Source organism: Actinomadura latina NBRC 106108 (assembly GCF_001552195.1).
Classification (GTDB): Bacteria; Actinomycetota; Actinomycetes; order Streptosporangiales; family Streptosporangiaceae; genus Spirillospora; species Spirillospora latina.
Map to the genome: position 1 here is coordinate 746,258 of NZ_BCQS01000003.1, position 21,488 is coordinate 767,745.

Annotated in this window: 26 protein-coding genes and 3 tRNA genes; 21 read left to right on the forward strand and 8 right to left on the reverse strand. The window is 71.5% G+C overall.

What is annotated here, in order from left to right:
* The 3 genes from AL2_RS04290 (at nucleotide 1) to htpX (ending at nucleotide 3,880) form a co-directional block, all read left to right on the forward strand.
* Nucleotides 1-1,494 (forward strand): complex I subunit 4 family protein, encoded by a 1,494-nt coding sequence (locus tag AL2_RS04290; protein WP_312032850.1) that lies wholly within the window; start codon nucleotides 1-3, stop codon nucleotides 1,492-1,494.
* Nucleotides 1,494-2,960: an NADH-quinone oxidoreductase subunit N gene (locus AL2_RS04295; RefSeq protein ID WP_067629290.1), complete on the forward strand. Its 1,467-nt coding sequence runs from the start codon at nucleotides 1,494-1,496 to the stop codon at nucleotides 2,958-2,960. Before AL2_RS04290 ends, AL2_RS04295 begins: the two co-directional genes overlap by 1 nt.
* Before the next feature lie 65 nt (nucleotides 2,961-3,025).
* Complete coding sequence (htpX, locus tag AL2_RS04300; RefSeq protein ID WP_083945916.1) at nucleotides 3,026-3,880, forward strand: zinc metalloprotease HtpX; 855 nt, start codon at nucleotides 3,026-3,028, stop codon at nucleotides 3,878-3,880.
* 151 nt (nucleotides 3,881-4,031) lie between these two features.
* Here the strand turns inward: htpX and AL2_RS04305 are convergent, their stop codons facing one another.
* The gene (locus AL2_RS04305) at nucleotides 4,032-4,520 is read right to left on the reverse strand and encodes a YajQ family cyclic di-GMP-binding protein (protein ID WP_067630324.1); all 489 of its coding nucleotides are present in this window, start codon (nucleotides 4,518-4,520) and stop codon (nucleotides 4,032-4,034) included.
* A 152-nt stretch (nucleotides 4,521-4,672) separates the two neighbouring features.
* Here AL2_RS04305 and AL2_RS04310 point away from each other — a divergent pair.
* A tRNA-Tyr gene (locus AL2_RS04310) sits at nucleotides 4,673-4,754 on the forward strand.
* Nucleotides 4,755-4,928: 174 nt separating this feature from the next.
* On the opposite strand, the gene AL2_RS04315 is transcribed toward AL2_RS04310, so the two are convergent.
* Nucleotides 4,929-5,141 carry a hypothetical protein gene (locus tag AL2_RS04315; protein ID WP_067629292.1) on the reverse strand — a complete coding sequence of 71 codons (213 nt, stop codon included), beginning with the start codon at nucleotides 5,139-5,141 and terminating at the stop codon, nucleotides 4,929-4,931.
* 344 nt (nucleotides 5,142-5,485) lie between these two features.
* Between AL2_RS04315 and AL2_RS04320 the strand changes: the two genes are divergently transcribed.
* The 3 genes from AL2_RS04320 to AL2_RS04330 are packed head-to-tail and all read left to right on the forward strand — an operon-like array spanning nucleotide 5,486 to nucleotide 6,727.
* Nucleotides 5,486-5,914: an SRPBCC domain-containing protein gene (locus AL2_RS04320; protein WP_067629294.1), complete on the forward strand. Its 429-nt coding sequence runs from the start codon at nucleotides 5,486-5,488 to the stop codon at nucleotides 5,912-5,914.
* Nucleotides 5,907-6,251: an ArsR/SmtB family transcription factor gene (locus AL2_RS04325; RefSeq protein WP_067629299.1), complete on the forward strand. Its 345-nt coding sequence runs from the start codon at nucleotides 5,907-5,909 to the stop codon at nucleotides 6,249-6,251. The genes AL2_RS04320 and AL2_RS04325 overlap by 8 nt, the downstream gene beginning before the upstream one ends.
* Nucleotides 6,252-6,277: 26 nt before the next feature.
* Nucleotides 6,278-6,727, forward strand: a complete 450-nt coding sequence (locus AL2_RS04330; protein ID WP_067629305.1) for an SRPBCC family protein — start codon at nucleotides 6,278-6,280, stop codon at nucleotides 6,725-6,727.
* Here AL2_RS04330 and AL2_RS36080 read toward each other — a convergent pair.
* Nucleotides 6,687-7,121 (reverse strand): ATP-binding cassette domain-containing protein, encoded by a 435-nt coding sequence (locus tag AL2_RS36080; protein ID WP_369688475.1) that lies wholly within the window; start codon nucleotides 7,119-7,121, stop codon nucleotides 6,687-6,689. The two genes, AL2_RS04330 and AL2_RS36080, sit on opposite strands and share 41 nt — an antisense overlap.
* 139 nt (nucleotides 7,122-7,260) lie before the next feature.
* On the opposite strand from AL2_RS36080, the gene AL2_RS04335 reads away from it, so the two are divergent.
* Nucleotides 7,261-7,992 carry a DsbA family protein gene (locus AL2_RS04335; RefSeq protein WP_067629307.1) on the forward strand — a complete coding sequence of 244 codons (732 nt, stop codon included), beginning with the start codon at nucleotides 7,261-7,263 and terminating at the stop codon, nucleotides 7,990-7,992.
* Nucleotides 7,993-8,050: 58 nt separating this feature from the next.
* Here the strand turns inward: AL2_RS04335 and AL2_RS37230 are convergent, their stop codons facing one another.
* From AL2_RS37230 to AL2_RS37235, 4 genes are all read right to left on the reverse strand, one after another.
* The gene (locus tag AL2_RS37230) at nucleotides 8,051-8,215 is read right to left on the reverse strand and encodes a hypothetical protein (protein WP_157438001.1); all 165 of its coding nucleotides are present in this window, start codon (nucleotides 8,213-8,215) and stop codon (nucleotides 8,051-8,053) included.
* 2 nt (nucleotides 8,216-8,217) lie between these two features.
* A complete protein-coding gene (locus AL2_RS04340; RefSeq protein WP_083945917.1) occupies nucleotides 8,218-9,663 on the reverse strand; it encodes a glycosyltransferase family 2 protein in 1,446 nt (481 codons plus the stop codon).
* 1 nt (nucleotide 9,664) lies between these two features.
* Nucleotides 9,665-10,330 (reverse strand): class F sortase, encoded by a 666-nt coding sequence (locus tag AL2_RS04345; protein ID WP_067629309.1) that lies wholly within the window; start codon nucleotides 10,328-10,330, stop codon nucleotides 9,665-9,667.
* A gap of 343 nt (nucleotides 10,331-10,673) precedes the next feature.
* Nucleotides 10,674-10,829 (reverse strand): hypothetical protein, encoded by a 156-nt coding sequence (locus tag AL2_RS37235; RefSeq protein ID WP_157438002.1) that lies wholly within the window; start codon nucleotides 10,827-10,829, stop codon nucleotides 10,674-10,676.
* 216 nt (nucleotides 10,830-11,045) lie between these two features.
* On the opposite strand from AL2_RS37235, the gene AL2_RS04350 reads away from it, so the two are divergent.
* The 10 genes from AL2_RS04350 (at nucleotide 11,046) to AL2_RS04395 (ending at nucleotide 17,691) form a co-directional block, all read left to right on the forward strand.
* Complete coding sequence (locus tag AL2_RS04350; RefSeq protein ID WP_245666314.1) at nucleotides 11,046-11,768, forward strand: PP2C family serine/threonine-protein phosphatase; 723 nt, start codon at nucleotides 11,046-11,048, stop codon at nucleotides 11,766-11,768.
* A 75-nt stretch (nucleotides 11,769-11,843) separates the two neighbouring features.
* A complete protein-coding gene (locus AL2_RS04355) occupies nucleotides 11,844-12,971 on the forward strand; it encodes an acyl-CoA dehydrogenase family protein (protein ID WP_067629313.1) in 1,128 nt (375 codons plus the stop codon).
* An 80-nt stretch (nucleotides 12,972-13,051) separates the two neighbouring features.
* Nucleotides 13,052-13,124, forward strand: a tRNA-Thr gene (locus tag AL2_RS04360).
* A 286-nt stretch (nucleotides 13,125-13,410) separates the two neighbouring features.
* A tRNA-Met gene (locus AL2_RS04365) sits at nucleotides 13,411-13,484 on the forward strand.
* 118 nt (nucleotides 13,485-13,602) lie between these two features.
* Nucleotides 13,603-13,767, forward strand: coding sequence for a 50S ribosomal protein L33 (gene rpmG / locus AL2_RS04370; RefSeq protein ID WP_067629315.1), 165 nt, complete (start codon nucleotides 13,603-13,605; stop codon nucleotides 13,765-13,767).
* 335 nt (nucleotides 13,768-14,102) lie between these two features.
* Complete coding sequence (locus tag AL2_RS04375) at nucleotides 14,103-14,540, forward strand: MaoC family dehydratase N-terminal domain-containing protein (protein WP_067629317.1); 438 nt, start codon at nucleotides 14,103-14,105, stop codon at nucleotides 14,538-14,540.
* On the forward strand, nucleotides 14,540-14,965 hold the full coding sequence (locus AL2_RS04380; RefSeq protein ID WP_067629319.1) for a MaoC family dehydratase: 426 nt from the start codon (nucleotides 14,540-14,542) through the stop codon (nucleotides 14,963-14,965). The genes AL2_RS04375 and AL2_RS04380 overlap by 1 nt, the downstream gene beginning before the upstream one ends.
* A 75-nt stretch (nucleotides 14,966-15,040) precedes the next feature.
* On the forward strand, nucleotides 15,041-16,108 hold the full coding sequence (locus tag AL2_RS04385; RefSeq protein ID WP_067629321.1) for a UDP-N-acetylmuramate dehydrogenase: 1,068 nt from the start codon (nucleotides 15,041-15,043) through the stop codon (nucleotides 16,106-16,108).
* 215 nt (nucleotides 16,109-16,323) lie between these two features.
* The gene (locus tag AL2_RS04390; RefSeq protein WP_067629323.1) at nucleotides 16,324-16,905 is read left to right on the forward strand and encodes a TMEM165/GDT1 family protein; all 582 of its coding nucleotides are present in this window, start codon (nucleotides 16,324-16,326) and stop codon (nucleotides 16,903-16,905) included.
* Between the two features lie 81 nt (nucleotides 16,906-16,986).
* Entirely contained in the window at nucleotides 16,987-17,691 is a 705-nt protein-coding gene (locus AL2_RS04395) for a GntR family transcriptional regulator (protein ID WP_067629325.1), read from the forward strand.
* A 57-nt stretch (nucleotides 17,692-17,748) separates the two neighbouring features.
* Here AL2_RS04395 and AL2_RS04400 read toward each other — a convergent pair whose 3' ends face one another.
* Complete coding sequence (locus AL2_RS04400; RefSeq protein WP_083946037.1) at nucleotides 17,749-18,861, reverse strand: adenosine deaminase; 1,113 nt, start codon at nucleotides 18,859-18,861, stop codon at nucleotides 17,749-17,751.
* Nucleotides 18,862-19,083: 222 nt separating this feature from the next.
* Between AL2_RS04400 and AL2_RS04405 the strand changes: the two genes are divergently transcribed.
* The 3 genes from AL2_RS04405 (at nucleotide 19,084) to AL2_RS04415 (ending at nucleotide 21,362) form a co-directional block, all read left to right on the forward strand.
* Nucleotides 19,084-20,013, forward strand: a complete 930-nt coding sequence (locus AL2_RS04405) for a lipase chaperone (RefSeq protein ID WP_067629327.1) — start codon at nucleotides 19,084-19,086, stop codon at nucleotides 20,011-20,013.
* A gap of 83 nt (nucleotides 20,014-20,096) precedes the next feature.
* Nucleotides 20,097-20,606 carry a SigE family RNA polymerase sigma factor gene (locus AL2_RS04410; RefSeq protein ID WP_067629329.1) on the forward strand — a complete coding sequence of 170 codons (510 nt, stop codon included), beginning with the start codon at nucleotides 20,097-20,099 and terminating at the stop codon, nucleotides 20,604-20,606.
* Nucleotides 20,607-20,609: 3 nt separating this feature from the next.
* Nucleotides 20,610-21,362: a hypothetical protein gene (locus AL2_RS04415; protein WP_067629331.1), complete on the forward strand. Its 753-nt coding sequence runs from the start codon at nucleotides 20,610-20,612 to the stop codon at nucleotides 21,360-21,362.
* The last annotated feature ends 126 nt before the right edge of the window (nucleotides 21,363-21,488 follow it).

The following is a 21,488-nucleotide window of genomic DNA, read 5'->3' on the forward strand; positions in this document are numbered from 1 at the left end:
GTGCTGATGATGGCGATCCCGCTCTGCGGGGCGCTGGCGCTGCTCGTCCCGGCGAACCGGTTCCTGCGCACCGACTTCGCCGTCCGCGCGTTCGGGACGGCCGTGTCCGGCGCGACGCTGCTCGTCGCGGTCTCCGCGCTGACCGCGTTCGACTTCGGCGACACGTCCCGCATGCAGCTGGAGGTCGACCGGCCCTGGGCGCCCGCGATCAGCCTGCGCTTCCACCTCGGCGTGGACGGGATCTCGCTGCCGCTCGTCGTCCTCACCGCGCTGCTGACGTTCCTGTGCTTCCTCTACACGCTGCGGCACCCGCCGGCGGGCGGCCGGATCCGGCTGCTCACCGCGCTCCTGCTCGTCCTGGAGATCGGGATGCTCGGCACGTTCGTCGCCCTCGACCTCGTGCTGTTCTTCGTGTTCTTCGAGACCGTCCTGGTCCCCATGTACGTGGTGATCATGCTCTGGGGCGGGACGGGACGCCGCGCCGCCGCCTACAAGTTCATCCTCTACACCCTCCTCGGCTCCGGCCTCCTCCTCGCCGGGATGCTGCTCGTCGGCGCGACGTCCGGCACGCTCGACATGACCGCGCTCGCCGGCCGGCACGGGTCCGGCCTGTCGCACGGCATACAGATCACGGCGTTCGCCCTGATGGGCATCGGTTTCGCGGTCAAGGCGCCGATGTGGCCCCTGCACACCTGGCTGCCGGACGCGCACACCGAGGCGCCGACCGTCGGCTCCGTCCTCCTCGCCGGGGTGCTGCTGAAGATGGGGACGTACGGGCTGGTCCGCGTCGCGCTGCCGCTCGCCCCGGACGGCGCCCGGTTCTGGGCGCCGTGGCTCGGCCTCCTCGCCGTCATCGGGATCGTCTACGGCGCGCTCGCCTGCCTCGCCCAGCGCGACCTCAAACGGATGATCGCCTACTCGTCCGTCGGGCACATGGGCTTCGTCCTGCTCGGCATCGCCACCCTCACCCCGGTCGGGATCAACGCCGCCCTGTTCGGCAACGTCGCGCACGGCCTGATCACCGGCCTGCTGTTCTTCCTCGCCGGCTCCGTCAAGGAACGCTGGGCGACCACCGACATGACCGCGATCGGCGGCGGCATGCTCGGCAGCTCGCCCCGGCTGGCCTCGATCCTGACGTTCGCGTCCGTCGCCTCGCTCGGGCTCCCGGGCCTCGCCGGGTTCTGGGGCGAGGTGCTGGCGCTGGTCGGCGCGTACCGCCCGCACGCCGACCTGCCGCGCGAGACGTTCGTGACGTTCATGGCCGTCGCGGCGCTCGGCGCCGTCCTCACCGCCGCCTACTTCCTGCGGATGCTCGCCAAGCTCACCCACGGGCCTCCCCCCGGTGCCGAGCGGGGGCCGGTCGCCGCCGTCTCGGTGCAGGAGTACGCGGCCTGGGCGCCGCTGATCGCGCTCACGCTGCTCGTCGGCCTCTGGCCGAAGACCCTGCTGGACGTGACCACCGGCCCCGTCCGCGCGCTGTTCGGAGGCGGCTGATGATCCAGGGCATCGACTACGCGGCGATCGCGCCGCCGCTGATCCTCGCCGCCGCCGCGCTCGGGCTGCTGCTCGCGGACGCGTTCGACGCGCCGCGCCGCGCGCTGTCCCTCGTCTCGGCCGGGTCGCTGCTGGCGGCCCTGATCGCCGTTGCCGCGCTGGCCTCCGGCGACCGCCGCGCCACGTTCTGCCTGCCGGACGGCCTGCGCGCCGGCGGCCCGCGCTCCTGCTCCTACGTCGCGGACGACTTCACGCTGCTCTTCCAGGGGATCGTCCTCGGCGCCGCCGTGATCGTCGTCCTGCTGTCCCTGCGGGAGATCACCGACTCCAAGATGCCGGTGGGGGAGTACCACTTCCTGCTGCTGGCCGCCGTGATCGGCGCTCTGGCGCTCGTCGCGGCCCGCGACCTCGTCCTCCTCGTGGTCGCGCTGGAGACCCTCTCCCTGCCGGTCTTCGCCCTCGCCGCCCTGCGCCGCTACGACGGGACGGCGTCCGAGGCGGCGCTGAAACTGTTCCTCGTCTCCGTCGTCTCCACCGCGATCATGCTGTTCGGGATCAGCCTCGTATACGGCGCGACCGGCGCCATGCATCTGGACCGCATCGCACCGGCCCTCGCCCACCTGGACGCCGACCTGGACCCGATCGCCTCGGTCGGCTCCGTCCTCGTCCTCGCCGGGTTCGCGTTCAAGGTCGCCGCCGTGCCGTTCCACTTCTGGGCGCCGGACGTCTACCAGGGCTCCCCGCTGCCGATCGCCGCGTTCCTGTCCGTCGTGTCGAAGGCCGCCGGATTCGCGGGCCTCGCGATCGTCCTGGCCCTCGGCCTGCCCGCCTACGGGCACGTCTGGGGACCCGTGATCGCCGTCCTGGCCGCCCTCACCATGACCCTCGGCAACCTGATGGCACTCCGGCAGCGGACCGCGATCCGGCTGCTCGCCTGGTCGTCGGTCGCCCAGTCCGGCTACATGCTCGCGCCCCTGGCCGTCGGCTCGCACCGGCTCCCCGAGGCCGTCGCCGCCACCACCGCCTACGTCGCCCTCTACGCCGTCATGAACCTCGGCGCGTTCGCCGTCGTCATCGGCTACCACCGCCGCCGCACCCTGGACGACTACCGCGGCCTCGCCCGCCGCAGCCCCGCCGCCGCCACCGCCCTCGCCTTCTTCCTGATCTGCCTCGCCGGCCTGCCGCCCGGCGTCATGGGACTGTTCGCCAAGGTCGTCGTCTTCCGCGCCACCGTCGCGGGCGGCGTCACCTGGCTGGCCGTCGTGATGGCGATCAACACGGTGATCGGGCTGTACTACTACCTGGCCTGGGCCGTGCGCCTGTTCACACCGTCCGCACCCGGGGAGCACCTCGACGAGGGGCCCGGCCTGCCGGTCCGCGCCGCGATCGCCGCGACGGCCGCGGGCGCGATCGTCCTGTCGGCCGCGCCGCAGATCGTCCTGCAGACCGTGTCGCAGGCCACCTGAACGGGAACGTTGACCCAGGTCAAACCGTTGATGTTCATGCCGGAGTCGACGGGGAGGCAACGGAAGTGCAGAGCAACGGCGTCAAGACGGCAGCACTGATCGCCGCGCTGTCCGCCCTGATGCTCGTCGCCGGATGGGCGTTCGGCGGCACGGCCGGGCTGACGATCGCGCTGGTCATCGCCCTCGGCACCAACGGCGTCGCCTACTTCTTCAGCGACCGGATCGCGCTGCGCTCCATGCGCGCCCACCCGGTCGGCGAGGTCGAGGCGCCGGTGCTGTACCGGCTCGTCCGGGAACTCTCCACCGCCGCCCGGCAGCCGATGCCGCGCCTCTACATCTCCGAGACCCGCCAGCCCAACGCCTTCGCCACCGGACGCAACCCGCGCAACGCCGCCGTCTGCTGCACCCGCGGCATCCTGCACATCCTGGACGAACGCGAACTGCGCGCCGTCCTCGGGCACGAACTGTCCCACGTCTACAACCGGGACATCCTGATCTCCTCGGTCGCCGCCGCGATCGCCACCGTGATCACCTACCTCTCGCACCTGGCGATCTTCCTGCCCATCGGCCGTTCCGAGGACGACGACGGCCCCGGCATCCTCGGCGCCCTCCTCATGCTCGTCCTGGGCCCGATCGCCGCCGCCGTCGTCCAGATGGCGATCTCCCGCACCCGCGAGTACTCCGCCGACGCCGCCGGCGCCCGCCTCACCGGCGACCCGCTCGCCCTCGCCGCCGCCCTCCGCAAGATCGACGCCGGCACCCGCGCGATGCCGCTGCCGCAGGACCCCGAGCTCGCCACCACCAGTTCCCTGATGATCGCCAACCCCTTCACCGGCTTCGGCATGGGCACGCTCTTCTCCACCCACCCGCCTACCGCCGACCGCATAGCCCGCCTGGAACGCATGGCCGGGCACCACTAGACCATTCGTGCCCCTGGCCCTCGCCCGGACGCGCCTCGCCGCAACTCCGCCCGGATTCCGCCGAACCACTCCGGACACGGCCGCGTCATAGAACACGAGAGCACGCCGGCCCCCTCTGCGGGGGATGGGGCCGGCGCGCTCCCAGAGCGGACTATCGGTAGTTCACGAACTGCAGGGCCACATCAAGATCCTTGCCCTTGAGCAGCGCGATGACGTCCTGCAGATCATCCTTCTTCTTCGAGCTGACCCGCAGCTCGTCCCCCTGGATCTGGGCCTTGATCCCCTTCGGCCCCTCATCCCGGATGATCTTCCCGATCTTCTTGGCGTCCTCCTGGGCGATGCCCTCCTTGAGCCCCACGCCCAGCTTGTACACCTTCCCGGACAGCTTCGGCTCGCCCGCGTCGATCGCCTTCAGCGAGATCCCCCGCTTCACGAGCTTGTCCTTCAGCACGTCCAGCACGGCGTTGGCCCGCTCCTCCGTGTTCGCCTGGATCTCGATCGACTCACCCGACCACTTGATCCCCGCGTCCACGTTCCTGAAGTCGAACCGGTTCGCCACCTCCTTGGCGGCCTGGTTCAGCGCGTTGTCGACCTCCTGCCGGTCGAGCTTCGACACGATGTCAAACGACGAGTCGGCCACGGCCCACACATCCCCTCAGCAGCAACTTCCGGATCCAGAGAGCGTATCGACTCCAAACGATCAAGCCCACGCCCCGGACGCCCGCCCTCGATGTCACACCCACTCCCACTGTCCGCTATTCTTTCCAGTGCCGTCGCGCAAGCGACACCCACGGCGGGTTGCCCGAGTGGCCAATGGGAGCGGACTGTAAATCCGTCGGCTTAGCCTACCCAGGTTCGAATCCTGGACCCGCCACCCACGCTGAAACAGCCTCTGACCAGTGCAAACGGTCGGAGGCTGTTCGCTTCCAAGAGCCCCGGCAGGCATCCAGATGGCGCCGGAGGCGCCCGGGTGTCGCTGGTCGCGGAGATAGATATCCGCGGCTCATGGCACGCGTTGTCGCCCAGGTCAGCCGTGCTGGGTACGTGTTTAGCGTTCGTCGTCGTTGATCCTTGTGCGGACGTACGTGATGAGGTGGTCCGGACAGGTGGCGATCGACTCACCGGTTGGGTAGACGATCGTGAACTCTGCCTCACGCTTGCAGACCGCAGAACCCCCTTGCGCGCATTTGCCCGCCTTGCTCTTCTCTGCCTTTGGTGTGAAGTGGTCGGCGCTCCACCTCTTCACCGTGATCTCTGCCATGGTGCGCCCTTCGGCGGGTTGGCTGTTCCGAGGTTCACGGTAGTCCGAAGCCAGCCTCAAGAGCGGAGGGCCTGGGAGAAGGTCGCCATGCCGAATGTCCGGCCGAGTGGCATAACCGCAGGTTGAGAGGCGATCTGCTGGCTGGGCTGCGCAGGTTCGAGTCCTGGGTACGTTGAGCGACTCCTGACTGGCTGTGACGCTGTCAGGGGCCGTTCTCGTTGTGCCGGCTGTTCCGGCGGTGGGCGCGTGACGTGGCAGGGGCGGCCTTCGCGGGTTGACGCAACCAGATGGTTGCGTTACGGTTATAGCAACTGGATGGTTGCTATGTACAAGGGGGTGCCCCGATGGGGTTTCCAGACCGGATCGAACGCACGGTGCGCATCGAGCGGCCGCTGGACCGGGTGTGGGCGGCCATCACCACCGCCGACGGGCTCGCCGGCTGGTTCGGCGACGGCGCCGAGATCGACCTGCGGGTCGGCGGTACCGCCACCTTGACCTGGGATTCGGGGGAGAAGGCGCACCTGCGCGTCGAGCGGATCGAACCGAAGACGGTCTTCGGCTACACCTGGGGCATCAACGGCCTGCCCGAGGATGACCCGCGCCGCACCTACGTCGAGTTCACCCTGGTCCCGGACGAGACCGGCACGACGGTCACCGTGGTCGAGAGCGGATTCTCCCAGCTCGACGCCGACCGGCACCGCAAGGCGTTCGAGGGCAACACCTCGGGCTGGGCCAGCGAACTCGACGAGTTGGTCGCCTATCTCCATGCCTGAGAAAGGGCCGGAGGCCGCCGCTTCGGAGTCGGTCGCGGAAGCGGTGTTCGTGGCGCTGGCCGACCCGAACCGGCGGGCCATCCTGGCCGCCCTCGCCGCGGGTGGACCCGCGACGGCGACGGACCTGGCCGCCCAGTTGCCGATCACCCGGCAGGGCATCGCGAAACACCTGGCGCTGCTGGCCGAGGCCGGACTCGTCGCGACCGAGCCCGGGGGCGGGCGCCGGGTCCTCTACCGGCTGCAGTCCGCACCGATGCAGGTCGCGCAGCAGTTCCTCGCCGCCCTGGCCCGTGACTGGGACGGCCGTCTCGCCGCACTCCGGTCCCACCTTGAATGACTCGCTTCACTACCAGAAGGAATGTCATGACCAGTCAGAGCTTTGCCACGTCCTTCGTAGTCGACCAGACCCCGGCCGAGGTGTTCGCGGCCATCGCGAACGTGCGGGGCTGGTGGACGGGAGAAATCGAAGGCGGCGCCGACCAGATCGGCGACGAGTTCGCCTACAGCTACGGTGACATCCACTACTCCCGGCAGCGGGTCACCGAATCCGTGCCGGGCCAGAAGATCGTCTGGCGCGTGCTCGACGCCAAGCTCACGTTCGTCGAGGACCCGGCCGAATGGGTCGGCACCGACATCACCTTCGACATCGCCCGGACGGGTGATCAGACCGAGGTCCGGTTCACGCACGTGGGGCTCGTTCCCACCTTCGAGTGCTTCGACGACTGCTCCGGCGGCTGGAACTTCTTCGTCAACGGCAGCCTCCGCCGACTGATCACCACTGGGGAGGGGCCCCTGACGCCGCCCTGGGCCTGAGCGGGCACCGGCGCGGCCGGCGCGGCAGATGGTCAGAACCTCCTGCTGACTTGGCGGTGGGGGCTTTGCGAAGGTCGACGCCGTCCCAGAGGACGGAGCCCTTGTCCGGGTCGTAAAAGCGGCACGGGAGTTTGACCAGTGTGCTCTTCCCCGCGCCGTTCACTCCCACCAGGGCGACGCCCTGCCCGGACGGGAGGGATGTGCAGGTCGACCCCGCGCAGAATCCACGGGTGGTCCTCGCTGTAGCGGAACCACACGTCCCGCAGCTCGATCCCTGCCGCGTCGGCGGGACGGGACGCAGTCCATGGCGCGGAGGCATGTCGGGCTCGGCCTCCACGATCGCGGTGAAGTGACCGAACAGCAGCAGGGCGCGCGAGCCCGCTGAGCACGGCATCTTGATCGCGCGGCCGGTGGATGCTCCCCGTGCCGCGCGGGCGGCGAGAGCCGCGTCACAACGGCGGGGGCTGGTTTTTTATTTTTTACTAGTACAAACTGGAGTAAATAAGGCCTTCGTCATCGAGGAGGGATGCGCGATGACTTACATCGTCTACGGGGACTTCAACTGCCCCTACTCCCATCTGGCGAGCCTGCGCGTGGACGAGTTCGTCCGGCGGGGCGGGACCGGTGTCGAGTGGCGGGCCGTCGAGCATGATCCGCGGCTGCCGCTCACCGGTTCGCCGAGCGGCGCCGCGAAGGAGGAGTGGGCCCGTGAGCTGGGGGAGATCGCCGGCGTGGCGCGACCCGGCGAGCGGGTGCCGGACGCGCCGCCCGCCCTCGTCAGCAACACCGGCGCGGCCGTGGCCGCCTACGCCGAGGCGCTGACCGACGGCCTGGCCGACGAGGTGCGGCGGGCGCTCTTCGACGCCGCGTGGGTGGAGGGACGGCACCTGAGCAGTCCCTACGAGGTCCGCCGGATCATCGCGGAACTCATGTACCCGCGGACGCCGGCGGACGTCCACCGGTACGGCCCCGACCTGGCAATGGCCGTGGACGCCGGACGGGTGGCCGCCGGCACCGAGCGGCGCTACGGCGCCACGGTCAGCGTGCTCGGCGGGCCTCTGACGGTGACCGGTCAGCGCCGCATCGAGCGGTGGCGCGCGGAATGGCGGAGCATCACGCAGGTGGTTCCGGCGGTCCTAGGCCCGGACGGCAGTGTGCTCCCCGGTCTCGCAGGGCTGGCCCGCCTCGCCGAACTCCTGGACGGGCCGTCCCCTGCCGTGGCCGCGGAGGAGTCTGTCGACCGTGAGTTCGCCAGCGCCGCCTGAGCGGAACACCCGGATGCGGAAGGCCGAGGCAGCCGCGCGCCCCGGCCTTCCTGGAGGGTCAGCCCTTGCGGGCGGGGAGGATCCGCTTCACGGCCAGGCCGGCCGAGACCACGGTGAACAGGGCCAGGCCGAGCCAGAGGGCCTGCAGGCCGAGCCACGGGGACGCCGCGGCGGCACCGCCGAAACCCGCGGCGATGCCGCCGATGGGGGGTGTGTTGTACATGCCTACCATTTCCTTTCTTTGCGCCAGGCCGCCTGCCAGAAGGCACGGGCCTGGACGATCTGGAGGAAGACGTCGAAGACCATTTCGACGACGATGGTGGCGGCGATGGCCATCTGGAGCCCGCCGCGCTGCCGGACGGTCACGACGCGCTCCACCATGAAGATCACCGTGACGGCGGCCCAGATGGGGCTGATCTGGATGCCGCCGAGCCAGATCGCCGAGTAGACGAGCGAGGACAGGTAGGCGGTGATCACCAGGATGCCGACCAGGGAGAGCAACTGCCGTCCCCAGTACGGGCGGGTGATCGGCGTCCAGCCGTAGTCGACGAGGTTCTCCAGGGCGCCGCGCTTCCAGCGCAGCCGCTGCTGCGCCAGTTCCCGCCAGGTCGGCATCACCTCGGTGGTGAGCGTGCATTCGCCCGGGCAGATGATGCGGAAGCCGAGGTGGAGGATGGCCAGGGTCAGCTCGTTGTCCTCGGTGAGGACGCGGACGTCGTAGACGTGGGGAAGCCCGGGAAGGCGCTCCGACCTGCGGGCCGCGACCACTTCCTGGAGCGTCGTGGCGCGGAAGATGGTGGCGGTGCCGGTCAGGACGAGCGCCTTGCCCTGCAGCCGCCGGACGTCCCGGGCGTAGCGGGCGTACTCGTTGCGCTGGAACATGCCGACGGCGCCGCCGCCGCGCTTGCCGGTGAAGGTTCCGCCGACGGCGGCGTAGCGCCCGTCCGCCAGGTAGCCGATGCCGTGCCGGATGAAGCCGGGGTCGAGGGCCGAGTCGGCGTCCATCACCATGATCGCGTCTTCCGGGCCGAGGATCGGCAGCAGCCGGTCGAGGACCTGGTTCAGGGCCCCGGCCTTCTTGTGCTCGTTGCCGCGCGTCCCGACGATCTCGACGCCGCAGAGCTGCGCGAACGCGGCGGTGGCGTCCGTGCAGTTGTCGGCGATCACCACGATGTTGTCCGGGGGGCGCTCCTGGCGGCGCAGCGACGCGATCGTCTCGGTGATCTGCTTGGCCTCGTTGTGCGCCGGGATCAGCACGGTCACGCGCATCGCGTCCACGGGGATGTGCGGCAGGTCGCGTTTGCCGTCCCCGGTCCGCCGGTGGGAGCGGGCGGCGCCCGTCCGCGGACGGGCGGGTGCCGGCTCCAGGCGGCGTGGACCGGAGGGCGGCGCCTGCGGTCGAGGGGAAGGGGACGGGGCGGGCGGCGCGAGGAGGCGCGGTCCCGCCGGCGGCGCGATCCCGGGCGCGGCCCGGTCGGGCAGGGTGACCGTCGGCGAGCCCCCCGCCGCCTCGAACGCCAGGCGACCCGTCCCGGCGGCGGGGACGGGACGTCCGGCACGGGCCGATCCCGGGCGGCCGGAACCGGTGATCCGGTGCGCGGCGGAGCGGTCGGGGATGGTCACGGTGCATTCGGAGCCGGCGAAGGACGCGGGGTCGAAGGTCGCGGGCATGTCAGCGCGCCTCCTCGGACCGCACCAGGTGACCGAAGGCGATCACGTTGTCCGTGTAGTGGCCGCTGCCGCGGTCGAAGCGGCCGCCGCAGGTGATCAGGCGAATCGCCGCGTAACCGGGATCGCCGTAGACCCGCCGGGTGGGGAAGCGGTCCTTGCCGACGCGTTCGACGGAGTCGATCCGGAACACGGCGGTGCGGCCGTCGGCGCGGAGCACCCGGGCCCGGTCGCCGGGACGGAGCGCCCCGAGCCGGTAGAACACCGCGGGCCCGCCGGCGGTGTCCACATGCCCGATGATCACCGCCGCGCCCCGGCTGCCGGGCGCGGCGCCGAGCCGGTACCAGCCGGCCTCCTGGGCGCGGCTCAGCGGCGGGGTCTCGACCGTCCGGTCGGCGTTCTTGGCCAGCGTCATCAGGGGCGTCCGGACGCCGATCCGCGGCACCTCCAGGCGGAGCGGCGCCGACCGCGGCAGCGCGGGGGACGCGGACGGCCTCGCCGTGCCGGACGCGGCGGACGCGGCGGACGCGGCGGGCCCGGGCATCGGCGGGGCGGCGGTGGCCGGGTGCTCGCGGAACGCCTGGAATACGAGGAACGCCGCCGCGACGAGGCCCGCCAGCCCGACGGTGACCGCCGCGAGGGTGCGCGAGCGCTGAGCATGACGTTCCACGGACCGCTCCCCTTCGCTGCTGGACGGGTGGTGACCTCGCCACACGCCGCGGCGAACGGATGGCACCGTAACGCGTTGACTAGGGCTTTTGCGTGCTCAGGTGGGTAAAACCTCAGATGGTCGACATGCGGCGAATGTGCCGCGAGGGGCCATCCTCGGCGGCCCGTTGGATCCCTCGCCGGGACGGTCCATCACGCTCTGTCATGGACCAAGTTTCTCGTCGGCTCGTCCATTTCCTGCCTCTGACCTGTGGAAACATGCGCCCGGTCGACGGTGGGCCGGGGGTGGCCGCGGCCGGGCCGGGATTTGAGGAAGCCGGCGAAACCGGGCATGGATACAAAGATCACTGTCCGGAAGCGGTCATATGGATCAGGTCGAAACACGGGCTGAAGCCGGTCGGCGCATCCGCTTCATCACCTTTGATCTGCGGATCTCCCACCGGACGTCCCCCGACGCGACGGCCCATGATCAGCTGAATTCGCACCGCCCAGATGTCCATAATTCGACGCTGGAAGTCCCGCCTTCGTCAGGACCATGACCACGGACAGTGACCACGAGCCGGGGCGACCGCGCGGGCCGTCCGGCCCAACGCCGCGGAAGGCGAGACGCCGATACAGCAGAGCGGCAGGTCGGCGGGCCGGGGTGTGCGGGTTTGGTCTAGCGGTCCCGGCCGGGCCGTCCACCAGGTAGACCTGCAACCGTGCAGGTGAGTTATGTGAGCGAGGCGACGCCGGGACGGGAGAACGAGGACTTCGTGGCGGCCGGCCCCGGCTGGGTCGTGCTGCTGGACGGGGCGACGGCGCCGCCGGGGGTGGACAGCGGGTGCCGGCACGATCCGGCGTGGCTGGTGCGCAGGCTCGGCGGCCGGATCGCGGCGCTGCTCGCGCTGGAGGACGGCAAGCCGCTGCCCGACCTGGTCGCCGAGGCCATCAAGGTGACGAGCGAGGCGCACACGGACGCGTGCGACCTGCGCAACCCGGACAGCCCGTCCGCGACGGTGTCGCTGCTGCGCCGCCGCGGCGAGGTCGTGGAGTGGTTCGTGCTCGCCGACTCCCCGATCGTGGTGGACGTCGGCGAGATCAGGGTCTTCCGGGACGACCGCGTCGATCATCTGCCCAGCTACACCCTCGAAGGCGTGCGCAGGTCGCGGAACAGCCCCGGCGGGTTCTGGGTGGCGAGCACGAAACCGGAGGCCGCGTACGAGGGGCTGACCGGAGAGGTCCCGGTCGCCGGACTGAAACGGGCGGCGGTGCTGAGCGACGGAGCGTCCAGGCTGGTGGAGCGGTTCGGCCAGCTGGACTGGGACGAGCTGCTCCAGCTCCTCGACGAGGAAGGCCCGAGGGAACTCGTCCGGAGAACGAGGATCGCTGAAGCGGCGGGTACGAAACCGCGGGGCAAGCAGTACGACGACGCGACCGCGGTCTTCGTCCGGTTCTAGCCGATCACTTCGGCGCGGCGGTACGAGACCTCGAAACCGTCCACTATCTTGGAATCAGATTCTAGAATGACGTCCATGGAGCCACAGGATTTCGCCGACGTGCTCAAGGCCGTCCGCAGCTTCGTCCGCGAGCAGGTGATCCCCCGCGAGGAGGAGATCGAGGAGACCGACGCGATCCCGGCGGCGCTGCGCCGCACCTCCCAGGACATGGGCCTGTTCGGGTACGCGCTGCCCGAGCAGTACGGCGGCCTGGGGCTGACGCTGAGCGAGGAGGTGCGCCTCGTCTTCGAGATCGGCTACGCGAGCCCCGCCTTCCGCTCCATGTTCGGCACCAGCAACGGCATCGCCGGGCAGGTCCTGGTCAACTCCGGCACGGACGCGCAGAAGGACGCCTGGCTCGCGAAACTCGCGTCCGGCGAGGTCATCGGGGCGTTCGCGCTCACCGAGGCCGAGGCCGGCTCCGATCCCAGCACCCTCACCACGACAGCCGAACGCGACGGCGACGACTACGTCATCAACGGCGCGAAGCGGTTCATCACCAACGCCCCCGAGGCCGACGTCTTCATGGTCTTCGCCAGGACGGGCGGCACCGGCTCCCGCGGCATCTCCACCTTCCTCGTGGAGAAGGGCACGGACGGCCTGAGCATCGGCCCGTCCGACCAGAAGATGGGCCAGCGCGGCGCCCACACGGCCGAGGTCTTCTTCGACAATGTTCGCGTCCCCGCCGACGCCATGGTCGGCACCGAGGGAACGGGTTTCCGCACAGCGATGGCGTCCCTCGCCCACGGGCGGCTCAGCATCGCCGCCGTCTGCGTCGGCCTCGCCCAGAGAATTCTGGACGAGACCGTGGCCTACGCCAAGGAACGCAGCCAGGGCGGCAAGACGATCGGCGAGTACCAGCTCGTCCAGGGGCTCATAGCCGACTCCCAGACCGAGCTGTACGCCGGACGCTCCATGGTCCTGGAAGCCGCCCGCGCCTACGACGCCGGTGAGGACACGAAGCAGGGGCCGTCCTGCGCCAAGTACTTCTGCTCCGAGATGGTCGGACGCGTCGCCGACCGGGCCGTCCAGGTCTACGGCGGCATGGGCTACATGCGCGGCGTCGCCGTCGAGCGCTTCTACCGCGACGTCCGGCTGTTCCGCATCTACGAGGGGACGAGCCAGATCCAGCAGCTCGTCATCGCCCGCAACCTGCTGCGCTGACCTGCGCCGACGCCGACGCCGCAATCGGGTTCGCCACACTCGCCGAGGCCGTGTATGGTTTCACTGCGCGAGCGACGCAAGCCCCTTTAGCTCAGTCGGCAGAGCGTCTCCATGGTAAGGAGAAGGTCTACGGTTCGATTCCGTAAAGGGGCTCACGGCATACCGGCCGCCATCCGGCACCATCGGACGGCGGCCTTCGTCGTTCTCGGGGCTCGTGCCTCCATGCCGGAACGGGCCGATTCGCTCCGTACAGGGCGCTGTGGTACCGTCCCACCGGTTCCAGCAGGGCGTTTCGCAGCTCACCGGCACACCCGGTAGCCTGGGAGGCGGTCCAGCGGAACCCGCGAAACCGAATCCCCGATCTCGATCCGGGTTTTTGCGTTTCCAGGGTTCGGTGAGCATCCGGTATCCTTGCAATCCGGTCCACACCGACCATCACGGCGGGGTAGCTCAGTCAGGCAGAGCAAGCGGCTCATAATCGCTGTGTCGCCGGTTCAAGTCCGGCCCTCGCTACTACCCGTGCCTCTCATCTCCGTCCCGGGGGTGAGCAGGCTGGGTCGAATCGCCGGCCGCCCTCCCCGGGCGGCCGAGGTCCGAGATCCATGTCCCTTACCCAGAAAGGCACTCCATCGTGGCTGCCACTGACGTCCGGCCGAAGATCACGCTGGCCTGCCAGGAGTGCAAGCACCGCAACTACATCACGCGGAAGAACCGGCGCAACGACCCGGACCGCCTGGAGATCAAGAAGTACTGCCCCAACTGCCGTTGCCACCGCCCGCACCGCGAAACCCGCTAGCTGAGGTTCGGGCGGCGAAATACTGCCCCGCTGCGCTCAGCACGGGCCGGCTGCCACCGCCCGCCGTCCGCAGCGGGACACACGCCGGCCGAAGCCGGGGTCGCCGTCCAACGCGCAACCCGCGGGCTCAGCGCCGCAAGGCCGGCAAAGCAGCGACTTCTTGGCGCGCTTGCCCCGACGACAATCAGCCCGTCCTCGCCAGTGAGACCCGGCAAGGGCGGGCTGAACGCCATTCTGTTACCGTCCGAGCGAAGACGGAATCAGGCGTGCTCAGGCGGGCGCCCGGGCAGGCGCCCAGGCAGGGTGGCCCCGTTCGACCTGGAGGGACGGATTGCATGGCACTCAACCGTGATTTCATCGGGCGGAGCTTCCCGCCCAGCGACCCGTACGAGGTCAGCCGGGTGAAGATCCGCGAGTTCGCGGACGCGATCGGCGACCGCAACCCGATCTACCGGGACCAGGAGGCGGCCAAGGCGGCCGGATACCCCGACGTCATCGCGCCGCCCACCTTCCCCATCGTCGTCTCGCTCGGCAACGCCGGCCTCGCCGACCCCGACCTCGGGCTGAACTACGCGATGGTCGTGCACGGTGAGCAGCGCTTCGAGTACACCCGCCCGCTCCGCGCCGGCGACGTCGTGACCTGCACCGCGACGATCACCGAGATCAAGTCGATCGGCAGCAACGAGAAGATGGTCATCGAGACCGACGTCACGACGACCGAGGGCGAACTGGTCTGCAAGACCTACAACACGATCGTGGAGCGGGGGGCCTGATGACCGCCAAGGTGAACTACGCCGACGTCGAGGTCGGCACCGAGATCCCCGCGCAGACGTACGCGATCGACCGCGCGAACCTCGTCATGTACGCGGGCGCGTCCGGCGACTTCAACCCGATCCACTGGCGCGAGTCCGTCGCGAAGGCCGTCGGCCTCCCGGACGTGATCGCGCACGGCATGTACACGATGGCGCAGGGCGGCCGGTTCGTCACCGACTGGACCGGCGACCCGGGCGCCGTGGTCGACTACGGGGTACGGTTCTCCTCTCCGGTCGTCGTCCCCGACGAGGGCGGCGCGACCCTGGAGATCAGCGGCAAGGTGGAGGAGAAGCTCGACGACAACAAGGTCGTCGTCGCGCTCACCGCCAGGTCCAACGACCAGAAGGTCCTCACGCGCGCGAAGGCGGTCGTCAGGCTCGCCTGACGAGCAGCGACGCATCGGCCGGGGCCGCCCCGGCCGGTGCCGAGGCCGGCGGCACGTACGGGAGGGGAAGACGACGTGGCGGTGTTCGCCGAAGACGTGAACCTGGCGGGATACACCACGCTGCGGCTGGGCGGCCCCGCCCGCCGCTTCGTCGAGGCGACGACCGAGGCGGAACTGGTCGCCGCGATCCGCAGGGCCGACGACGAGGGCGAGCCCGTCCTCGTGCTCGGCGGCGGCAGCAACCTGGTCGTCTCGGACGACGGCTTCCCCGGCACCGTCGTGCACGTCGGCACCCGCGGCACCGAGCGCGCCGCCGCCGACGGCGACCGGATCCTCGTCCGCGTCCGGGCCGGCGAGGACTGGGACCCGTTCGTCGCCCGCTGCGTCTCCGACGGCCTCGCCGGCGTCGAGTGCCTGTCCGGCATCCCCGGCCGCGTCGGCGCCACCCCCATCCAGAACGTCGGCGCCTACGGGCAGGACGTCAGCGAGACGATCGTCGAGGTCCGCGCCTACGACCGGGAGGCCGGCGCCGTCGTCGCGCTCGACCGCGACGCCTGCCGCTTCACCTACCGGCACAGCGCCTTCAAGGGCAGCGACCGGTACGTCGTCCTGGACGTGACGTACGCGCTGCACGAGGCGGAAGAGTCGCAGCCGATCGCCTACGCCGAACTGGCGCGCAAGCTGGGCGTCCGGCCGGGCGACCGCGTCACCCTCAAAGAGGCCCGCGACGCCGTCCTCGAACTGCGGCGCGGCAAGGGCATGGTCCTGGACGCCGCCGACCCCGACACCCGCAGCGCCGGCTCCTTCTTCACCAACCCCATCCTCGACGCCGCCCAGCTCGCCGAACTGGAACGCCGCGTCGCCGAACGCCTCGGCCCGGACGCGACGTTCCCGTGCTACCCGGAGGCCGGCGGCCGGGTCAAGACGTCCGCCGCCTGGCTCATCGACCGCGCCGGATTCGCCAAGGGCCACGCCCTCGGCCCGGCCCGCATCTCCACCAAGCACACGCTCGCCCTCACCAACCCGGGCGGCTGCAGTACAGCCGACCTCCTCGCCCTGGCCCGCGAAGTCCGCGCCGGCGTCCACGCCGCCTTCGGCGTCACCCTGGTCAACGAACCCGTCATGATCGGCGCCACCCTCTGACCTGTGCGCAGCCTGACCAGGGGTTGTAGGGTGGATGGGTCGAGGGGGAGTAGTCCCAATCGCGTGATCGACATGCTGGCGCCGCCGACGGCGCCCGGTCGCGCGGGCCGATCCAGATCGCGGCGGACGAGACCTTCGGCCTGGCAGTCATGCCGGGCCGGGGTCGAGCGCGCACAGCCCCGCCCTTCGCCCGGCATCCGAGCGAGAGGGATCCGGTGTCCGCCTTCCTCATCAGCCTGGTCGTGATCTTCGTCGCCGAACTGGGCGACAAGAGCCAGCTCATGGCCATGACCTTCGCCACCCGCTTCCGCGCCCTGCACGTGCTGCTCGGCATCACGGCCGCGACCGCGATCGTCCACCTGGGGAGCGTCGCGCTCGGCGCGGCGCTCGGGGCCGCGCTCCCGACCGGACCCCTCTCGATCCTCGCCGGCATCGCGTTCCTCGGGTTCGCCCTGTGGACGCTGCGCGGGGACGAGCTGGACGACGACGAACGCGACAAGGCCCGCCGCGCCACGGGATCGGCGATCCTCGCCGTCGGCGGCGCGTTCTTCCTCGCCGAACTCGGCGACAAGACGATGCTCGCCACCGTCACCCTCGCCGCCGACCACGGCGGGTTCCTCGCGCTGACCGGCGTGTGGGCCGGCTCGACGATCGGCATGGTCGCCGCCGACGCGCTCGCCATCGTCGCCGGCCGGCTGCTCGGCCGGAACCTCCCCGAGCGCGTCATCAAGTACGGCGCCGCCGCCGGATTCGCCATATTCGGCGCCATCCTGCTCGCCGAGGGCATCGCCGCCTGACGGAACGGGAACCACTAGGGGCAAGGGCCCTTGCCGGCCGCGGGGCGCGTCGCGGTAGGGCCCCGGACTTGGAGTACGACCGTGGCCCTACCCGCCCCCCTCCCCCCGCCCCGGCCGGCGCTCGGCACCCGGCCGCAGCTGAGCGACGAGGCCGCCGCCCGCATCCGTGAGCTGATCATGGACGGCCGGCTCCGGCCCGGTGAGTTCCTCCGGCTGGAACGGCTGGCCGCCGAGTTCGGCATCAGCGTCACGCCCGTCCGGGAGGCGCTGAAGTCGCTGCGCAGCGAGGGCTTCGTGGTGCTGGAGCCGAGACGCGGGTTCGTCGTCGCGCCGCTGTCGAAACGCGACGTCCAGGACCTGTTCTGGGTGCAGGCCGGCATCGCCGCCGAACTCACCGCCCGCGCCGCCCTCCGCGCCGACGCCGGCCTGCTCCGGGAGCTGGACGGGCTCCAGCGCGCCCTGGAACGTGCCATGGCCGCGCGCCGACCCGACCTGCAGGAGGAGTACGACCACCTCTTCCACCGGGCGGTCAACCTGGCCGCCGACTCCCCGAAGCTCGCCTGGTCGCTCGCGGCGGCGGCCCGGTACGTCCCGCGCGGGCTGTACGGGCGGCTCGACGACTGGCCCGGACTCGCCGTCCGCGACCACGCGCGGATCCTGGCGGCGCTGCGGGACGGGGACGCCCGGACGGCCGGCACCGAGATGCGCGGCCACATCGTGCGCACCGGGGAGCTGCTGACCGCCCACCTCGAACGCCGCGGACTGTGGCGCCCGGCCGGCCACTAGCTTGGACGGCGTGAGCCCGAGGACGAGCGCCGCGGAACGCCCCGCCGACCCGGAACGCTAGCCCGCGAGCCAGGCGTCGACGCCGTCCAGCAGGGTTTTGCGCAGGTCGTCCGGAGCGGCCGACGCCCTGATCGACTGCCGGGCCAGCTCCGCCAGTTCGGCGTCGGAGAACCCGTGGTCGGTGCGGGCCAGCTCGTACTGGCGGGCCAGCCGCGACCCGAACAGCAGCGGGTCGTCCGCGCCCAGCGCGATCGACGCGCCCGCCTCGAACAGCCGCCGCACCGGGACGTCCGACGCCGTCGCCGCCACCCCGAGGCCGACGTTCGACGCCGGGCACACCTCCAGCGTCACGCCCCGGTCGACGATCGCCGCCAGCAGCCGCGGGTCCTCCACGGCGCGGACGCCGTGCCCGATCCGGTCGGCGTCCAGCGTGTCCAGGCACTCCCGGACGCTCGCCGGGCCGAGCAGTTCGCCGCCGTGCGGGTCCGACAGCAGCCCGCCGCGCTTCGCGATCCGGAACGCGCCCTCGAAGTCGTAGGCGCGGCCCCGCCGCTCGTCGTTGGACAGCCCGAACCCGACCACGCCCTTGCCCGCGTAGCGGACGGCGAGCCGCGCGAGCGTCTTGGCGTCCAGCGGATGCCGCGTCCGGTTCGCCGCGATCACGACGCCGATGCCGACGCCGGCCGCCTCCGACGCCTCCCGCGCCGCGTCCAGCACCAGTTCGACGGTCGGAGTCAGCCCGCCGAACTTCGCCGCGTAGCCGCTCGGATCGACCTGGATCTCCAGCCAGCCCGACCCCTCCGCCGCCTCGTCCTCCGCGGTCTCGCGCAGCAGGCGGCGCAGGTCGTCCGGCGTCCGCAGCACCGAGCGCGCGATGTCGTACAGGCGCTGGAACCGGAACCAGCCGCGCTCGTCGGTCGCGTGGAGCTTGGGCGGCCAGTCCTCGACGAGCGCGTCCGGCAGGTGGACGCCGTGCCGGCCGGCGAGCTCCACCATCGTCGAATGCCGCATCGACCCGGTGAAGTGCAGATGCAGGTGCGCCTTCGGGAGCAGGGCCACGTCCGGACGGGCGGCGCCCCGCGCGGTGGCGGGCTCCCCGTCGCTCGGCACGGAGCGGTCCGGCACGGAGTGCTGCTGGGCCGGGCGGGCTGAAACGGTACTGGCCTCCATGACCCAATGCTGCCGGATCATCGGCCCCGCCGAATCCCGTACACGCAGGATCACCACACCGGACTACCTCGTATGACACGCGGCGGCCATCCCGTTCATGGGCATCTCGGAAAAACTTCGGCACCGCGTGCAACCCCACCCGGGCACCGTGCGTATACGAGGGGCGCCAGAGAGATACGGGCCACCCCCCGCAGCAAGACACCGGGCAGAGAGGGATACACCATGATCACGCTGAAGGCCGCCTTGATCGCCGCGTCCGCCGTCGGGACCGTCGCCGTCGGCGGCGGCGCCACCTGGGCGATGACCGGCACCCACCATGAGGCGGGCCTCCAGTCGAGCGGCGCCCAGGCTCCGGCGGCCGCGCGCCAGGCGGAGGACCCGGCGCCCAAGACGCTCCCGACCTGCCTCCCGGCCAGGTCCGAGCTGCCCAAGGGAGTCGAGCTGCCCAAGGGAGTCGAGCTGCCCAAGGGCACGGTGCCCGAGACCGGCGCGAAGAAGCAGGTCGAGCAGCGGCTCAAGCAGAACCCGGTCACGAAGGACCTGCCCGAGACCGGCGTCCCCGCCCAGGACGTCCCGAAGGCGGAGCTCCCCGCGACGGACGCGCAGGCCCCGAACCTCAAGGGCAAGGTCCCGGCGAACCTGCCGACCTGCGCGCCGTCCGCCAAGGACCTGCCGGGCGCCCCGGCGGCCAAGCCGTCCGCGCGCGTCCCCGCAAAGCCGGGCCCGGCCGCCCTGCCGAAGCTCGACTGCAGCACCCTGCGGCCCGCGGTGAAGGTCGGCGGCACGGTCGAGAAGGCCGTCATGCTGCCGAAGGGCCTGCGCTACGCCTCGGCCGTCCCCGGCACCGCCGACCTGCGCGAGAAGAAGATCTGCGCGGTCACCCAGAAGTGGACCGGCGAGGCCGGCCGGTGGCTCACCGTCGAAACGCTGAAGACGCCGGCCGGGATGACGCAGAATCAGCTCCGGCAGGCGCTGCGGCTGCCCGAGGGTGGCACCCCGGTGACCGTGGCGGGCGTCGCGGGCTGGCAGAGCCCGAACGGCGGCGGCGTGCTGCTGTTCGACCCGAGCGGATACTCGCTGTTCGTCAACGGCAGCCCCGTCCTCGCCGGCGGGCCTCGGGACGTGGCCACCGCGCTGCGGCAGGCGCGCTGACCCGAGCACGGGCGGGCGGCCCTGGCGCGGGGGCCGTCCGCCCGGTGGAAGGACCGGAACCGCACTAGCCGGGACGGAGCACAGTGGGGCGTCGAGACGACGAGTCGTTCGTGGAGTTCGTGGCGGCACGCGGCGATGCCCTGCTGCGCACCGCGGCGTTGATGTGCGGGGCCCGGCAGGACGCCGAGGACATCCTGCAGACCGCGCTGGAGAAGGCCTACCGCCACTGGGGGCGGCTGGAGGCGGACAGCGATCCGGAACCCTACGTCCGCCGCATCCTGGTCAACCTCGTGATCAGCCGCGCCCGCCGGTGGAAGGTGCTCCGCGAGATCCACATGGAGCGGCTCCCGGAGACGCCCGCCGCATCGCCGAACCACGCCGTCGAGCTGAGGGGGACGCTCATGGACGAGCTGCGCAAGCTCGGCCCGCGGCAGCGGGCGGTACTGGTCCTGCGCTTCTGGGAGGACCTCTCGGAGGCGGAGACGGCGCAGGCGCTCGGCTGTTCGGTCGGAACGGTCAAGAGCCAGGCGTCCCGGGGGCTCGCCAGGCTCCGGGAGCGCCTCGACACGAACCTGGCGCCACTGGGGAGATGAGCGATGGACCTGGAGAGTGAACTGCGGAAGGCCATGGCCGAGCGGGTGGCCGGGACGTCCGCGTCGCCGTCGCTCGTCACCGACGTCAAACGGCGGCACCGGCGCCGGAGGGCCCGGATGCACGCCGCCGCGGGCGTGGCCGCCGCCTCCGTCGCCGCGCTCGCCCTCGTGCCCACCTATCAGTCGTTCCGGGCCGCACCGGCCGGGAGTTCCGAGACGGCGCGCCCCACCGCCACCGTCCCGGCGTCCCGGCCGCCGGAGCGACCTCCCGCCCCGGGCCTCCCCGCGTCCCCGCCGTCCAAGGGGAGGCCCGAGGCGGGAGCTTCACCGAACCCGGAGCCGCACCCGTCGTCCGGCGCCGGGACGGAACCGCGCAAGCCAGGTGCGGACGGCGTGGTCGGCAGGCTGCCGGGCTGGATCACCTACATTCCGGGCGGCCTGACCGCGACCGGCCCGTGCCGGGCGGCCCGGGACGCCGACCGCGAGACCACGACGTGCGCCTGGCGCGGCACGGCCGGCTGGGTGGAGATCGCCCTGGTGAAGGGCAGCGGATTCAGCGGCCCGGGCGACCTCATACGCACACCGGGCGTCCCGGGCCGCACGTCCGTCCGGGGGATGCCGGCGCTGACCGGCGACCGCGCCGACTCGGCGCGGCAGATCTCATGGCTGGCCCGGCCCGGAGTCGGCGTCACCGTGACCGCGCAGGGATCGGCGAAGGACCAGCTCATGCGCATCGCCGAAGGAGTACGCCCCTGATACCCGCCCTGGCGGGACGGTTCACAGCGGAGAGGGGCCGCTGCGGGACGTCCCGTCCGGGCGTCTGCGGACGGGGCCGGGCATGCCCCGTCCACATGAGACCGGCCCCGGGCACGTGTGCGCCCG